Consider the following 14,646-nt stretch of genomic DNA (forward strand, 5'->3'; position numbering starts at 1 on the left):
GAAAAGCCCTATCACATTTACGAAACTTTGTTCAGTTTTCAAAGGACTACCTTGCCCTTGAGGCAACTAATTCAGTATACCTCGGTGAGCAGCCACTGTCAACAAAAAGTTTTAAGCGGCTTGCCGCAGCGCTTATCACGCCAGCGACAACTTTAATATCATACCAACCGTCCCATCGTCTGTCAACGCAATTTGAAAATTTCTTTTGCCAGTGCCCGCCCCTGAAACTTTGGTAAGATGAACAAAGAGGTTAAGAAAGGAAGAATCCCCATGACCAGCCAACAGGAATGGAACGACTTCGCGGCCACATACGCCCAGGTCCAACGTGAATCCCGGCTGCCTATCGAAACTGACGTAACCAGTTACCTGCAAACCCTTTTCCCCCTGGCTGAGCTGACAGTGGCAGACATCGCGGCCGGCACCGGGCGTTACGCCTTGCCTCTGAGCGGGGTCAGCCCCGCCGTGGAGCTGATCGACTGGGCGCCGAACATGCTGAAGCTCGCGGACCACTGGCTCAAAGCCCATCACCGGGCAAACTACACGTTGACCGTCGCCGACTGGCACACACTGCCGAAGCGGCCACGCGCAGATCTGATCTTCGTCAGCCAGCTGCCGACACTCACGCCAGATAATTTGCCTACGCTTCAGGCATTCGGGCGTCGCGCGCTGATTCTAAACCTTCAGACCCAGGCGACGAGTTCACTGCTGGCGCAAATGGCCCACCGCTTAAAAATGGCCATCCCTGTGCAGCCCCAGTATGACCCTCAACGAACGCGTACCATTACTGACTACCTCACGACCAATCAAATCCCATTTTCCACTCACGAGTTCCACTACACCCTGACTGATCAGGCCAGCGTCGGTGAGCTCCTGCCAAACTTCGCCCGGCCGTTTTCGGTGAATCAAGCCAACCAGCTCGCCGGCCAAATCACTGGCACTGCAAATGCCAATCAAATGACCACCGTCAACTTGGACTACCGCTTCCGACTGCTCGTCATTCCTCACGAGCACTAAAAAAGCCGCACAACGGCGGCCTGACAAATTATTTTGCCCGTAAGTTCTCAATGTTGATGGTAGTGTCGACCCAGCTGTCATCGTAAAAGCCGGTTTCATGCGAAACCATCAGGATCGCGCCGGGGTACGCCTGCAAGGCAGCCGCCAGCGCGTTTTTCGTATCCTCATCCAAGTGATTGGTCGGTTCATCCATCACCAACACGTTGCTGGGCTGCAGCATGAGGTCCGCAAGCTTGACCTTACTCTGCTCACCCCCGGACAGCATCTGCAACGGCTTGTCCATTTCCTCACGGGTCAGTGCCGTGCGCGCCATCACCTGCCGCAGCGGCCGCTGGGACAGTGCCGGGTACTTGTTCAGCAAAAACTGCAGCGGTGTCTGCTTCGGGATCTTCCAGTTCAGTTCCTGCTCGAAGTAAGCAAACTTGACGTTATCCGCATACTCGACACTACCGCTGATCGCCTTTAGCTCACCGAGAATGGTCCGCAGCAGCGTCGTTTTGCCAATCCCGTTGAAACCTTCCAGCGCGATGACCTCATCTTTGGCCACCGTGAAGTTGATTGGCGCCAGCAGCGGCTGATCATACCCGACGACCAGATCGTTCACATCGACCAGAATCTGGCTTTGCACCTCCTGGTAAGGAAAAACCAGGTGAGCCTGAGCACGGTTGCCCGGCGGTGTCAGCTTGGTCATGCGGGCCAGCTGCTTCTCGCGGCTTTTAGCCATGGTCGAGCGCGTGCCAGCCTTGAACTTGCGGATGAAGGCCTCCTGCTTTTTGATCTCGGCCTGCTGCTTCTCGTAGGCCTTCATGTAGGTCTCGTGATCGGCCTCTTTTTGCCGCATGGCCTGGTGCAGCGACCCGGTGTACTTGGTGATCGTGCCGAACTCGATGTCCAGGATGGCGTTCGTCACCTGTTCCAGGAAGTCGAAGTCATGCGAGATGACAATGAACGCCCCTTCGAACTCCTGCAGCCAGCCGGTCAACCACTCAACATGGCTGACGTCCAGGTAGTTGGTCGGCTCATCGAGCAGCAGCATGTCCGGCTTTTCCAGCAGCAGCTTGGCCAAAATGATCTTGGAGCGCTGGCCGCCGGAAAGGGCATCGACAGGATGGTCGAGCCCGATCGCATCCAGACCCAGCCCGGTCGCGACGGTTTCGATCTTCGTGTCGAGGTCGTAAAGCTCGTTGGCCTCCAGCTCCTGCTGAAGCGTGCCGGCCTTTTCAAGCAGCTCGTCATCCGGATCCGCTGCATAGTCGGCGTAGATCTCATTCATCTTGGCTTCCTTGGCGTACAGCGAGGCAAACGCCGTGCGTAGAAATTCCATGATAGTCTGGCCAGGCTTCAGGTTCACGTACTGGTCCAAGTAGCCGACATTGAGGTGCTTTTTCCACACAATGGTGCCCGCGTCGGGCTCAAGGCTGCCGGTGAGGATCTTGATCAGCGTACTTTTGCCGACCCCGTTTTGCCCGACGACCCCCAGGTGATCTGCTTCGTTCACCTGGAAACTGGCATCTTGATATAACTGTTTGTCTAGGAACCGCTGGCTTAAGCCTGTTACTGTTAAGACACTCACCGTGAGCCCTCCTTTAATTTTTTCTGAAAACGACTCGATTAATGCTAGCACAACCAGGGGTGCTTTTCAAAGCGTTGGCCCTCGCCCAGCTGATTTTTCTACTATATGTACCCGCGCCACTCCGGCTTGGCCTTTCATTTTGTTTTTCTCCTGTGGTATGCTAAGTGAAATTAGTCTGGGAAGGTGTCAGTGTGAAGGAAAAAAATAGCGGGTGGGGCCGAACCCTCATTGAGTTTGTGGTCATGCTGGTCGTCGTCATCGTCGCGGTGCAGCTGCTGGTCAAGTTTGTGGTCAGCAAGGACATCGTGTCCGGCCCGTCGATGCAGACCACCCTGGAAAACGGCGACCGGCTTTACTCCTTGCGGCACAAGCAGGTCAAGCGCGATGATATTGTCGTGATCGACGCGCCTGACGATCCCGGCGCCTTGTATATCAAGCGTGTCATCGGCATGCCCGGCGACACGATCCGCTTCAAAAACGACGTCTTGTACCTCAACGGTAAAAGGACGGCAGAGCCTTACCTGGACCGCGCCTTCGCCAAAAAGGAAATCGCCAGTTACGCCACTAAAGAGGGCATGGACCCAAGCAGCATCAAGTTCACCATCAACTTCAACATTGCCACCTGGCCTTCCACGAAAAGCAAGACCGTACCCAAGGATTCGTACTTCGTCATGGGTGACAACCGGCTGATCTCCAAGGACAGCCGCTCGTTTGGCTTCGTCAAGAAGAACAAGGTGCAATCCGTGGTAGTTTGGCGCTACTGGCCACTCAACCAAATGAAAATCTTCTAACCAGGGCCGGCCTCCGCGATGAGGCCGGTTCTTTTGTGGGCAAAAAAAACTCCGAGGGCATCGGCCCTCGGAGTTTTTGCGTTACGGCATCATCTGCCGCTGCACTTCGTACTCGAGCCGCGCGTTGGCGTAAAAGCCAGCGTCGACCAGCTGAAGGTACGGGTTGATCAGAAAATCGAACAGATGCAGCGTCACCAGCTTGAGCAACTGCCAACCCAGTAAGCTGAGCTGCAGGCCGAAGTAGTTGAGCTTGCGCCCCCGCATCAGCCGCCAGGAGTCCAGCACCGCCGTCGTGCTGCTGTACGGGCGGCCGTCTTGCTCTTCCTGCCGGCCATCGTAGTAGCGGTAGTAACTCATCGACAGGCCGTAAATGGCGATAATGCCAGGGATCACCAGCAAGAAGAACCCGATGCTCTTCGCCACCCAGGTCAGCGCCAGGACCGAAAGCAGCCCGAAAAAGTAGCGGCTGTTAAACGTCTTCAGCAGCGCGGCCAGCGGCGACACCCGCTGCACCTTGCCGCGCATCACATCCAGGGCGGTAAACGCGATCCCCTGCGTGAACCACAGCATCACCACCGACTGCAGCAGTGTCTGGTTAGACAAATTGTTCGTGCCGGCGAGGTAATCGCTGAAATTATCGGGGCTTTTGACGATGTTGGCGAAACCATAAGATTGCATGATCTGCCACACCGTTAAAAAGGCCCAGGCGGTGAAGGCCAGCACAATCAGCCACGGCAGCAGATTGGCCGCCATCAGTGACCGATACATCCCCGGCTGCTTGAGCCGCGCCTTGGCTTGGTGTTTGATTTCGCGATGAGTCATTGACTGCATAGTGTCCTCCTAACGCTCCGAGCGCACCGGCTCTTCCGGTACGGTCCCGGTTTGATAACTGGTCCGGATAAGCCCGGCGATCCGCCACAGTGCTGCCAGCTGCTTGGGCAAGGCGCCAATGACACCTAGCGATTGGGTGGTTGAATCCCGCCGGACCACATGGTGGTAGGCGGGCTCACCCAGGTAGTAAAAGCGGCTGGCCGCCAGCGCGTACTGGGTGTTGAACAGCTCATCTTCCATCAAGGCGACCTGCTCATCAAACTGCAGGTGTGCGGATTCGATCACGCTGCGGCGGTAAAACTTGTTCCACAAATACCCGCGCAAGTACCCGACCGGCGCCAGCATGCCACTGAGAAACTGGCGGCGGGACAGCACTTTAGACCGTGCGGTGCGGTGCGGCAGAGCCCCTGGAGTCGGGTTATCCGTGTAAAACGGGCTGACCAAGATATCGTAAGGGCCAGCCTCCAGCGCCGCCACAAACCGCGCGATGAGGTGCGGCGCCATCCAGTCGTCGCCGTCCATAAAGGCGACGTAAAGCCCGCGCGCCTGTGCTAACCCGGCGTTGCGCGCCGCGGACACGCCGCGGTTGGCCGGCAGATAAATCGGCTCAATGCGCGGATCCTGGTCCGCTGCCTGTTCGATCACCGTCTTTGAGTCATCCGTGGAGTGATCGTCGACCAGAATCAGTTGCAGGTTGCGATAGGTTTGGTTCATTAAACTGTTCACGCCGCGCATCAAGTACGGGGCCAAATTGTAGATCGGCACGACCACCGACACCAACGGACTGGGCAAAGTGCCACCACCATTTCTTTTGTCGTCACTGGGCAAAGTATCACACAAACTGAACGCGAATTTCTAGTCAGACGCTTCAGGCGTCGCCACCATCAGCTGAGTCGTCGGCGCAAACCAGGCGCGCTCCTTTTTCGTCAAAGCGCGTTCGGTGATCAGCACATCGACCGCCGCCAGCGGAAACCCACGATACGGCGCCTGGATCTGAAACTTCTGAGTTTCCGACACCACGATTACCTGCCGCGCGGCTTCCGCCAGCGTCGCCTTCACGTCGGCGTCGTCGGCGTACGGGAAGTACACCCCGTTTCGGCTCATGGCCGTAGCGCCGATGAACGCCGCATCAAAGGCGATTCGGCTCAGCTGCGCCAGGTTCTCGGGCTGGAAGAAGAAACGGCCGTGGTGATTGAGCTTGCCGCCGAGGACCCGCAGTGTCACATCACTTTTGACGGCCAAGGCGATCGCGTTATCCAGCGAATGCGTGTAAATCGTGACCGGTACGTCGATGCTTTGCGACAGTTTGAGCAGCGTGGTTGAGTCGTCAATGAAGTAGACCCCCCCGGGCTTGATCAGGCTCAGCGCCTGCTTGGCCATTGCCGTCTTCTCGGTTGAAAAAAGCTTCAGCCGCTCCGAGTAGCTGGGGACCGTGTGCCCAAACGTCAAGGACACGATTCCGCCGCGCGTCCGCCGTCCGGCACCGCTTGCCGCCAGGGCAACCACATCACGGCGCGCCGTGTCGCGCGAGACGCCAACGGCCTGCATAATGTCTTCGATGCTCAGCTCTTTGCGCTCCGTCAGCAGGCGCTTGATCTCCTCGAACCGTTTCTCGCGGTACATCGTCATGTGATCACCTCCAGTTCATATTATGGCTATTATACTATACGTCAAAACTGCAAAGGGCGTTGACTGTTTGGCTGTGTTTATCAAGCCCATTTTTTAGCCTATATTCGTTCTATGTGGAGCGAACCCGGTAAAAATCGTAAAGTTTTCTCATCGAGCACCCATTTTTGGAACCGAAAGCGGTTACGTGAAAATTTCAGTAGGGATTTATTACGAGCACGTTACAGTGTGACAGAAACAGTTGCTTTTGTAAACTGACTGGCACTTGACTGACACGCCACCTCGATATACTGCACATTGTAATCGGGGGAAACATAACTTTCCAATCAAATAGGAGTGAGTTTTATCAAAATCAAACATTCATCAATCATTGGGGTCGGCGCCATTACGACACTTGCCGCCGCGTTCGCGATTTACACCAGCACGCAGCCAGTCGAAGCGATTTCGACTGACGATGCCGCAAACCGTCAGGCGCAAGCAGCTGGCGTGACTCCTGCGGCTGAACAAACTGCCGCAAAAATCGTTGCCACCAACAAGCTGATCGCCGCCCCGGCCGCTGTCAGCCCAATCAAGCCCGGCGATAACACCGAGTTTGACGCCATGATGAAGCAGCGCGCCGAAGCGGCCGCTAAGGCCAAAGCGCAAGCAGCGGCCAAGGCCAAAGCAGACGCTAAAGCCAAGGCGCAAGCAGCGGCCAAGGCCAAGGCTGAGGCAAAAGCGGCGCAGGTGGCCAAGGCGGCCAGCACGCCTGCCGCACGTGCGGCGGCGCCAACGACCAGCTCTGCGACCGGCACCAGCAAAGGGACGTTCCGCGTCACCTTCTACGATCCGGCGGCCATGGGTTCAAGCATGGGGTACGGCGGCATCGCCGCCAACCTCGGCGTCCTGCCTCGCGGCTCACGCGTTAAGATCCAGCTCTCAAACGGCCAGACCTTGATCCGCGTCGTCAATGATACCGGTGGCTTTGCCGCTGGGAACCCGCACCAGATCGACGTTGCGATGCCGAACAGCCAGATTCCTTCTGCCGGCGTTCTGTCCGCGATCGTCACCATCATCTAATTGAATTGCCAAAGCCCACCGCTCATCCGGTGGGCTTTTTATTGTGCGCTGACCACCGGCCGCCGGCAGCAAAAAAGCGCCGGCCGCAAGGGCCGACGCGCATCAGGGTTACGGAAGATCTTGGTAAACATGGTAAGCCGGATTGCTGCCATCTTCCCAGTTAAACCCAGCGTTAGTGTTCAACTGATTTTGCTTGGTGTTGTAATTGTCCAGCGGCGTCTTGCTCAGCCCCAGCTCGGCGCGAGCCAGGTCCGAGATCCGCTGCAGTTCGGTGGTGCTTGGCACCTGGTAAGCCGCGGCGCCGATGTACGCCCCGTCGCCTTTTAGCGAGTCTTCACGCACGTCGGTGAACGCACCGCGGTAGTTGGTCGCCAAGGTGACCAGCTCATCAAAGCTCAAGTTCGTTCGCAGGTCAGACGACAAGGTCTGCATGAGGCTGGAGTAGCGACTGAGCGACTTGGCCGAAAGGACCTTTTTGACCACCTGCTCGATCACTTCCTGCTGGCGCTTCTGCCGGCCGTAATCGCCTTCCGGATCCTCGTGGCGCATTCGGGCGTAAGCCAGCGCCGCTTTGCCATCCAAGTGCATCTTGCCCTTGGTGAACTTGTAGCTGCCGACGTGCGGATCGGTCCAGGAAAAGGCCACATTGACGTCGACTCCGCCAACCGCGTCGACGATTTTCTCCAGCCCATCAAGGTTGACCAGCGCGTAGTAGTTGATCGGTACGTTGATCAGGTCCTTGACCGTGGCCTGGGCCAGCTTTGTGCCGCCGTATGTGTAGGCGGAGTTGATCTTGGTGACGCCGGTGTAGTCCGAACTGGCCACGTGGCTCATCGTGTCGCGCGGAATGCTGACCATGGTGGTGCGCTTCTTCTGCGGGTTCACCGTGACTAAGATCATCGTGTCCGTGCGCCCCTTGTCACTGCGCCCGAGGCCGCCGGTGTCCGTGCCCAGCAGCAGCACGGAAAACGGCTTCTGCTTGCTGAGGTCGACGTGCGTTTTTTTGGCGGTGTGATTGTCGTACGTGGTATCAAGCGCGTTTTTGGTTTGCGCGTAAAGCCGCAGCGCATACCCACCGGCTAAAAAGACGACTGTCAGGGCCAGCAAGACAATGACCTTGGCAAGCGGATGGCGGTGATGCTGGCTGCGCGAGTCTCGTCTATCCATGGCTGCCTCCAATCGAGAATACTTGCTATTAGTGTACTCGATTTTTAGCCTAAAGGGAAAATAGTTACAAAAAAAACGCCGCAATGGGCGTGATTGAAATAAAAAATTAAGTAACTGGGCAAACCGCTTTCATCCTCAGCGGTCGCGGCGGTTGCGAATCATCAGTGCCCCCAGGTAAAAGGCGCATTCGATCACCGCGATGAAGAAGGTCACCGGCCAATTGGTGTAGTAGCCCAGCACCAGACCGAGCCACACTCCGATCAGTGCCGCCGCCACTGAGATCCCGATCATCTGCGGCAACGTTTTGCCGAGGTACTTCGCCACGGCGGAAGGCAGGGTCAGCAGGATGAAGACCAGCATGCTGCCGACGATTTGGGCCCCAATCGACACCGAGATGGCCAGGATCAGCAGAAAGTAAATGCTGAGCAGGTTGCGCCGCAGCCCCTGGGCCTGCGCCCCCACTGGGTCAAACGAGTCAAAGGCCAGACCGCGATACCCAATCGCCATGGTCAAAAGCACCCCCACGGCCAAGCCGACCAGCTGCCACACGTCAGCGCGGGAGATACCGATCACCGATCCGAAGAGAATCGTGGTGGCGTAGCTGGAGCTTTTAGAGGACAGGGCCAGAAACAAAATACCCAAACCAATGAACAAGCTGGAGATCGCACTAATCGACGCCTCGCGTCGGTCGGGACGCACAGCCAGCCGCCCAACGGACAGCGATGACAGGATCGTCGTCAACAGCATCCCGTCCAGCGGTGGAATGCCGACCAGGACCGCAAAGGCGGCGCCGGCAAAGCCAATTTCCGACAGTGTGTGTGCCAGAAAAGACATACCGCGAGCCGTGACGAACACCCCGACGATGCCGGTGGTCAGCGCAATGAACGTGCTGGCGAGGAAGGCATTTTGCATAAACTCGTATTCAAACATCAGCGCACCTCCACCGTTGGTCGCAGTTCCTTGGGCATATTGGCCTCGTTCATATCCGCAGTCGGCCGCAACTCGTAGCCGGTTTGGGTCAGCAGCAAGTACTGCTGGGTGAATTCCTTGGCCAGATCCAAGTCGTGCGTCACAAACAGGACCGTCATGCCGTGGCGCTGGTTCAGCGCGTTGACCAGCGTCATCAGCTCGGTTTTGGTGTTGACATCTAAGCTGGCCGTCGCCTCGTCCAGGATCAGGAAGTTCGGCCGCGTCAGCAGCGCCTGGGCCAGGTACGCCTTCTGCTTCTCGCCGCCGGAGGCCATCCCCAGCGGCTGATCCGCCCGCTCGCTCAGCCCGGTTTCCTTGAGCACTGCCGTGACCGCCGCCTTTTCCTGCTTGCTGTGCCAAGGCAGGTGGCGCTGCATCTGGTTCAGGGCGACAAAACTGCGCAAGGACAACGGGTACTCCGGGTCGATGTTGCGAAACTGCGGGACGTACCCCAGGCGCAAGCGCGGTGACCGGATGATGCGGCCGGTGGTCGGCTTGAGCTGGCCCATGATCAGCTTCGTCAGCGTGGTCTTGCCCACCCCGTTGGCCCCGATCAAGCTCGTCACGGACCCTGCGGCGAGGGAGAAGGACAAATCATGATAAAGCACGCGGTTGCGAAAGCCAAAGCTGAGATGCTCGACGGTCAGTAAGGGTTCAGACATGGAATTCCTCCGTGGATAACAGTAATGATTACGATTAACAGGATTTATTTTAACGCAATGCGGTGCAACTGACCAGAAAAATGGCCCCATTTTCAGAAAAAGCCATGAAAAAAGCGGGCCGCCCCGCTCACTGGACCTCGTCTAAGTTGTTGGCCTTGCTGAAGTCGATGTAAATGGCCTTCGGGTTATCCTTGGCAATCAGGATGTAGCCATGCCCGAGAAAATCCTTCTTGCCGCTGTAAGTCAGCGGGAACTCCTGCGCCGGGGCCAGGTTGCCCTGGATCAGCATCGCGTACAGCTCATCCTCTGTCGAGTCATCGGAAAAGGCAAAGGCCACTGGCGCGGTCACCAGCTGGTCCGCCTTGTGCATCAGCGCAATGACATCAAACAGCTGATCGGTCACTTCTTGCGGGAACACCGCCGCGACCGCCGGACTTACATGCCGGCGTTTAGTTGATTCGTACATGTTGCACCTCCAATACTTTCGGTATCATACCATACCGCGGCCGGCGGTAAAACCGGCCAGGTCGGCGTAGGTCCCGGCAAGCGCTTGGGCCACCTGCTGCCAAAGCGGCCAAAGGCGGCGGTACACCGCGGCGTCCGCCCCGGGCTGGTAACTGCCGGAAAGCTTCACCATCGCTGCGACGGCGTCTAAATCCGGCACCCAGCCCAAGCGCTTCATCCCGATGACGGCCGCACCCAACGCGGAACTTTGCACGCTTTGCGGCACCACGACCGGGCAGTCGAAGACGTCTGCCAGCATCTGCCGCCACGCCAGGCTTTTGGCGAATCCTCCCGCGGCGTGGAGGGTGGGCTTAGCCCCGACCAAAGGCGCCATCAGGGCAAAGGCCGCTTTGAGGTTGAACAAAATGCCCTCCATGACCGCCCGCAGCATGTCGGCCTTGGTGTGACTGCGGGTCAGCCCCACAAAGCTGCCGCGCGCGTTGGCGTCCCAAAGCGGCGCGCGCTCGCCGCCCAAATACGGCAGAAAAACCAGGCCGTGCGCGCCGGCCGGTGCCGTCAGCGCCAGCGCGATGGCGTCTTCAACCGTTTCGGCCTGCCCCAGCAAAGTCCGTGTCGCCCACTGCAGCACAATGCCGCCGTTGTTGACCGGCCCTCCGACCACCCAGCGATTGGGCGCCAAGTAATAGGTGAACAGTTTGCCGCTTGGGGCGACGGTCGGCGTCTGGATCACCGTGCGCACCGTCCCAGAGGTGCCGATCGTCACCGCCGTTGCCCCTGGGGCTAGGGCGTTCACGCCAATGTTGGCCAGGGTCCCATCAGACGCCCCTACGATGCCCGACGTCGTCTGCGGCAGCCCCAGCGTGCTGGCACTTTTCCCCGTCAACTGAGGCAGCAGCGTGTCGGTGTCAACCAGATTTGGCAGCTGGGCGGCCGAGACCCCGGCCAGTTTCAGCGCCTGCGCGTCCCAGTCCATGCGCGCCATGTTGAACAGCCCAGTGGCGTTGGCGAGTGAGTAATCGGCCACCCACTGACCGTACAGCTGAAGCAGCAGCCAGCTCTTGATGCCGCAGACAAAGCGAGTCTGCACCATCAATTCGGGCCGTGTCTGCTGCAGGTCGATCAGCTTAGCCAGCGGCGTCATCGGGTGCAGTGGCACCCCGGTGCGCCCCACCAAAGCTGCGTGGTCCGGCCGCGCCTTCAGCTGTTCGGCGGCCCGTTCGGCGCGAATGTCCGCCCAGGTGATCACGCGGGTCAACGGCTGACGCTTTTCGTCCAGCAGCATCAAGCTGTGCATCGCCGCCGAAAAGCTGATCCCAGCCACGCTGCCGGCGGGCAAGGCGCCGGCGACTGCTTTCAAGCCGGCTTGCACCGCCGCTAAAATGGCCTGCGGGTCCAGCTCTGCCGCACCAGGCTGAGCTTGCAGCAGCGGGTAGGCGCGGCTGGCCTGAGCTTTCACCTGGCCGGCCGCATCAAAGGCCACCACCTTCGTGGCCGTGGTGCCAACGTCAACGCCGATCACGACTGCCATTTCAATGCCTCCTGTGCTTTCTTGGCGCCATGGGCCGACCGTCGAGGGCTTCGAGAACCTGGGTGTCATGAAAGCTGAGCTCAAAATCGAACACGTCGCCCCAGGCCGACAGCTCCTGCGCGTTTGCCGCCGGCAGCCAAGGCAAAATGCCGCGCTGAAGCAGCCAGCGGACGACGATCTGCGCCGGGGTTTTGCCGTAGCGCTCGGCCATGCGGCGCAGTGGCCGCAGCAGGGCCAAGTCACCGCGCCCAAACGGCAAATTGGTGGCGACCGGCCGGCCCGCAGCCTGGGCCGCTTGCACCACCGGCGCAAACTGCGCGGTCACGCCCAGCGGCAGCAGGGTGAGGCTGGACGCCGGGCGCTCCGCTTCAGCCGGTTCGCCAAGCGCGCCCCAGGCCTTGGCCTGATGTCTGGCACAAGCCGCGGCGGCCGCCTGCCGGTCCGCTGCGGCCGCCGAATCGATCACCAGCAGGTCGACCGGCAGCGCCGCTTGGGCGACTTGGGCCAGCGTTGAGGCCGCCGGGGCGGACAAAAGCAGCGTGACGAACACGTCTTTCGTCTCGCTTTGCGCCACGGCTGCGCGGACGGCCGGTAAAGCGGCCGGCGGGCAGATCAAGTGCCGGTACCCCGCGGCCAGTGTGGTCGCCGCCAGCGTCGCCGCATCATCCATGATCACGCCCATCAGCGGCACCGTCGCCCCGGTCGCCAAGACCGCCGCATCATTTTTATTGGTTAAATGGCTCACAATTGGTCTCTCCTCATCTGTGCTGCTTTTAGCGTACCATAAGCGGCTGGCACTGCCACCCCATCTGGCGCCAGAAAAAAGCGACCCCCTCGGCGGACCGAGAGAATCGCCATGACCTGATTGAAAATTACTTTGCCGCGAGCTGGCTCGCGACTTCCTTGACCACGGCCATGTCGGTCGGCCACGGCGTGTTGACGCCGCGGACTTTCTGGTAGGGATCGGCGCCCTTGGCCGCCACGATCACCACGTCATCGGGACCGCTGCTGGTGATGGCCGCCGTGATGGCCTCACGCCGGTCAAGCACCGTGTGGACCGTGACCTTGTCGTGATCGATGCCGGCATCGATCTCGGCGCAAATCTTCGCCGGGTCCTCAAAGCCGGGATCGTCCGTGGTCAGGTAGGCCGTGGTCGCGTACTCGCTGAGCACCTTGGCAAACCCTGGCCGGCGCGACACGCCTTTGTCGCCAGGCGAGCCGACGACCACGTGCATCCGCGGATCGTGGTACTCCGCCTTCAGAAAGTGAAGCAGCGCCTTCATGCCCCCGTAGTTGTGGGCGTAATCGACGTAGACGACGCCGTGCCCCGGCACCTCAATGTGCTCCATGCGACCGGGGATCGTGACGTTGGCAATGCCAGGAATCGCCTTGGCGCCGTCCACGCCGGCCAGCCCGGCACCGATGATGGCCGCGGTGGCGTTGCTTTCGTTGAAGTCGCCGATCAGCCTCAAGTTGTACTGACCGGACACGTTGAGCGCGGCGGCCTTGTCGGTTACCGGCACCAGCTGGAACTGGCTGCGCGTCGTGCTCAGGGTTTTGCTTTCGAAGCGACAATCGATACGGATGTCATCGCGCTTGGGCTTGAAGTCCGTGCTGGCAAACAGGTAAATCGAGTCCGGATAGGTCGTGGTCATCGCCGCGGCGTACACCTCGTCGAAATGCTCGGTTTCCGCATTGATCACGACCTTGCGCGAGTTGACCAGCAGCTGCAACTTGTTGTGCAGGTAGTTGGCAAACGTCGGGTGTTCGTTTGGGCCGATGTGATCCGGCGTGATGTTCAGGAAAAAGCCGACATCGTAAGTCAGCCCGAACACGCGATTGCGCAGGTAAGCCTGACTGGACACTTCCATCACCAGGTGCGTCATGCCGTTATCGACCGCCGCGCGCATGTTGCGGAACAGGTCCACCGACTCCGGTGTGGTCAGATCGGACTTGAAGCGCTGATCCGGATTTGGCCCGACGATCGTGTCAATGGTGGAAAACAGCGCCACGTGCTTGGGGTGCGCCTGCTCCAGAATACCGCGCGCAAAGTACGCGGAGGTCGTTTTGCCCTTGGTCCCGGTGAAGGCGATCACGAACAGGTCATCCTGCGGAAAATCATAAAACGCCGCGGCCAGGATTGCCATCGCCTTGGTGATGTTGACCACGATCAGCGCGTTCATGCCGTTGCCTTCGACGTACGGCTTTTCGGCAACATAAGTGGTCGCGCCGTTATCCTTGGCCATCGACAGGTACACCGGCCGGAAGTGCGTGCCCTTGCAGAAAAACAGCGTGGGCCCCGAGACCTTGCGGGAATCGTAGGCGATCCCGGACATATCGGTGTCCAGGTCGCTTTGGACCGCGCTGCTTTTCAGCAAGTGGTGCTCCTTTAAAAGCAAAATGCATGCGTGCAATGAAAGTGCCATGTTTAGACTCCTCTGTGTTTGTTCACGAGCAATTATATCATAGGCTCACGCGAGCTTGACAACAGTGACCTGGTAAGCACCGCTGGGCGCCTGGACAGTCACCGTTTCCCCCACTTTGCGGCCGTTTAAGGCGCGACCCAGCGGCGAGTTGAGGGCCAAGTTGCCCGGCTTCATCGAGGCCTCGTGCGGCCCGACCAACCGGAAGGTCGTGACGTCCTCGTCGTCATCGAAGCGGACCGTTACGGTTTTCCCCAGATCGGCGATGGGCTTAGGATCTTCGGACACGACCTGGCCGTAGCGGATCACCTTGTCCAGGTAACGCAGCCGGCCTTCCAAATGGTGCAACTCGTACTTCGCCGTGCTGTACTCGGCGTTTTCCGACAGATCACCCAAAGCGCGAGCCGCTGCCAACGCCTTGATTTTGTGCGGGCGCTCGGCCTCCAGCAGAACTTTTTCCGCCTTCAGCGTCTTCATCCCGTCTTCTGTAATTTTATGATACTCAACCATTAAAGTGCCTCCCAACAGACGTTGATTG

Annotated in this window: 16 protein-coding genes; 4 read left to right on the top strand and 12 right to left on the bottom strand. The window is 59.1% G+C overall.

Features of this window, described 5'->3' with window-relative positions; all coding sequences use genetic code 11:
- The coding region (locus FC75_RS12940) for a hypothetical protein (protein ID WP_235808680.1) at positions 1-236 on the top strand (236 nt) is incomplete at its 5' end.
- A 34-nt stretch (positions 237-270) separates the two neighbouring features.
- Positions 271-1,014: a class I SAM-dependent methyltransferase gene (locus tag FC75_RS00520; protein ID WP_054666235.1), complete on the top strand. Its 744-nt coding sequence runs from the start codon at positions 271-273 to the stop codon at positions 1,012-1,014.
- A gap of 28 nt (positions 1,015-1,042) precedes the next feature.
- Here the strand turns inward: FC75_RS00520 and FC75_RS00525 are convergent, their stop codons facing one another.
- A complete protein-coding gene (locus tag FC75_RS00525) occupies positions 1,043-2,587 on the bottom strand; it encodes an ABC-F family ATP-binding cassette domain-containing protein (RefSeq protein ID WP_056988739.1) in 1,545 nt (514 codons plus the stop codon).
- 191 nt (positions 2,588-2,778) lie between these two features.
- On the opposite strand from FC75_RS00525, the gene lepB reads away from it, so the two are divergent.
- A complete protein-coding gene (gene lepB, locus FC75_RS00530) occupies positions 2,779-3,378 on the top strand; it encodes a signal peptidase I (RefSeq protein WP_225350906.1) in 600 nt (199 codons plus the stop codon).
- Between the two features lie 81 nt (positions 3,379-3,459).
- Here the strand turns inward: lepB and FC75_RS00535 are convergent, their stop codons facing one another.
- The 3 genes from FC75_RS00535 to FC75_RS00545 all read right to left on the bottom strand — a co-directional run bounded on the left by FC75_RS00535 (position 3,460) and on the right by FC75_RS00545 (position 5,838).
- Entirely contained in the window at positions 3,460-4,200 is a 741-nt protein-coding gene (locus tag FC75_RS00535; protein WP_162261087.1) for a DUF975 family protein, read from the bottom strand.
- 18 nt (positions 4,201-4,218) lie between these two features.
- Positions 4,219-5,001: a glycosyltransferase family 2 protein gene (locus FC75_RS00540; RefSeq protein ID WP_054666231.1), complete on the bottom strand. Its 783-nt coding sequence runs from the start codon at positions 4,999-5,001 to the stop codon at positions 4,219-4,221.
- Between the two features lie 63 nt (positions 5,002-5,064).
- Entirely contained in the window at positions 5,065-5,838 is a 774-nt protein-coding gene (locus FC75_RS00545) for a DeoR/GlpR family DNA-binding transcription regulator (RefSeq protein WP_056988741.1), read from the bottom strand.
- A gap of 333 nt (positions 5,839-6,171) precedes the next feature.
- Here FC75_RS00545 and FC75_RS00550 point away from each other — a divergent pair, with 333 nt between their 5' ends.
- On the top strand, positions 6,172-6,894 hold the full coding sequence (locus FC75_RS00550) for a hydrolase (protein WP_225350901.1): 723 nt from the start codon (positions 6,172-6,174) through the stop codon (positions 6,892-6,894).
- 108 nt (positions 6,895-7,002) lie between these two features.
- Here the strand turns inward: FC75_RS00550 and FC75_RS00555 are convergent, their stop codons facing one another.
- From FC75_RS00555 to greA, 8 genes are all read right to left on the bottom strand, one after another.
- Positions 7,003-8,061, bottom strand: coding sequence for an LCP family protein (locus tag FC75_RS00555; protein ID WP_056988744.1), 1,059 nt, complete (start codon positions 8,059-8,061; stop codon positions 7,003-7,005).
- A gap of 135 nt (positions 8,062-8,196) precedes the next feature.
- Positions 8,197-8,991: a metal ABC transporter permease gene (locus tag FC75_RS00560; protein WP_054666172.1), complete on the bottom strand. Its 795-nt coding sequence runs from the start codon at positions 8,989-8,991 to the stop codon at positions 8,197-8,199.
- Positions 8,991-9,692 (bottom strand): metal ABC transporter ATP-binding protein, encoded by a 702-nt coding sequence (locus tag FC75_RS00565; RefSeq protein WP_056988746.1) that lies wholly within the window; start codon positions 9,690-9,692, stop codon positions 8,991-8,993. Before FC75_RS00565 ends, FC75_RS00560 begins: the two co-directional genes overlap by 1 nt.
- Positions 9,693-9,819: 127 nt before the next feature.
- The gene (locus FC75_RS00570; RefSeq protein WP_054666169.1) at positions 9,820-10,158 is read right to left on the bottom strand and encodes a hypothetical protein; all 339 of its coding nucleotides are present in this window, start codon (positions 10,156-10,158) and stop codon (positions 9,820-9,822) included.
- A 24-nt stretch (positions 10,159-10,182) separates the two neighbouring features.
- On the bottom strand, positions 10,183-11,685 hold the full coding sequence (locus FC75_RS00575; RefSeq protein ID WP_056988748.1) for a gluconokinase: 1,503 nt from the start codon (positions 11,683-11,685) through the stop codon (positions 10,183-10,185).
- A gap of 1 nt (position 11,686) precedes the next feature.
- Positions 11,687-12,430, bottom strand: a complete 744-nt coding sequence (locus FC75_RS00580; RefSeq protein ID WP_056988750.1) for a hypothetical protein — start codon at positions 12,428-12,430, stop codon at positions 11,687-11,689.
- 127 nt (positions 12,431-12,557) lie between these two features.
- Complete coding sequence (locus FC75_RS00585; RefSeq protein ID WP_056988752.1) at positions 12,558-14,111, bottom strand: UDP-N-acetylmuramoyl-L-alanyl-D-glutamate--2,6-diaminopimelate ligase; 1,554 nt, start codon at positions 14,109-14,111, stop codon at positions 12,558-12,560.
- A 45-nt stretch (positions 14,112-14,156) separates the two neighbouring features.
- Entirely contained in the window at positions 14,157-14,618 is a 462-nt protein-coding gene (gene greA, locus FC75_RS00590) for a transcription elongation factor GreA (RefSeq protein ID WP_054665341.1), read from the bottom strand.
- Between the last annotated feature and the right edge of the window lie 28 nt (positions 14,619-14,646).

Origin of the sequence: Lacticaseibacillus camelliae DSM 22697 = JCM 13995 (assembly GCF_001436615.1) — a bacterium.
Taxonomy (GTDB): domain Bacteria; phylum Bacillota; class Bacilli; order Lactobacillales; family Lactobacillaceae; genus Lacticaseibacillus; species Lacticaseibacillus camelliae.

Excerpts from the sequence above, each read along its gene's own strand:
- FC75_RS00520 (WP_054666235.1), top strand. The coding sequence starts at position 271 with ATGACCAGCCAACAGGAATGGAACGACTTCGCGGCCACATACGCCCAG.
- FC75_RS00535 (WP_162261087.1), bottom strand. The coding sequence starts at position 4,200 with ATGACTCATCGCGAAATCAAACACCAAGCCAAGGCGCGGCTCAAGCAG.
- FC75_RS00545 (WP_056988741.1), bottom strand. The coding sequence starts at position 5,838 with ATGACGATGTACCGCGAGAAACGGTTCGAGGAGATCAAGCGCCTGCTG.
- FC75_RS00555 (WP_056988744.1), bottom strand. The coding sequence starts at position 8,061 with ATGGATAGACGAGACTCGCGCAGCCAGCATCACCGCCATCCGCTTGCC.
- FC75_RS00560 (WP_054666172.1), bottom strand. The coding sequence starts at position 8,991 with ATGTTTGAATACGAGTTTATGCAAAATGCCTTCCTCGCCAGCACGTTC.
- FC75_RS00565 (WP_056988746.1), bottom strand. The coding sequence starts at position 9,692 with ATGTCTGAACCCTTACTGACCGTCGAGCATCTCAGCTTTGGCTTTCGC.
- FC75_RS00570 (WP_054666169.1), bottom strand. The coding sequence starts at position 10,158 with ATGTACGAATCAACTAAACGCCGGCATGTAAGTCCGGCGGTCGCGGCG.
- FC75_RS00575 (WP_056988748.1), bottom strand. The coding sequence starts at position 11,685 with ATGGCAGTCGTGATCGGCGTTGACGTTGGCACCACGGCCACGAAGGTG.
- FC75_RS00585 (WP_056988752.1), bottom strand. The coding sequence starts at position 14,111 with ATGGCACTTTCATTGCACGCATGCATTTTGCTTTTAAAGGAGCACCAC.
- greA (WP_054665341.1), bottom strand. The coding sequence starts at position 14,618 with ATGGTTGAGTATCATAAAATTACAGAAGACGGGATGAAGACGCTGAAG.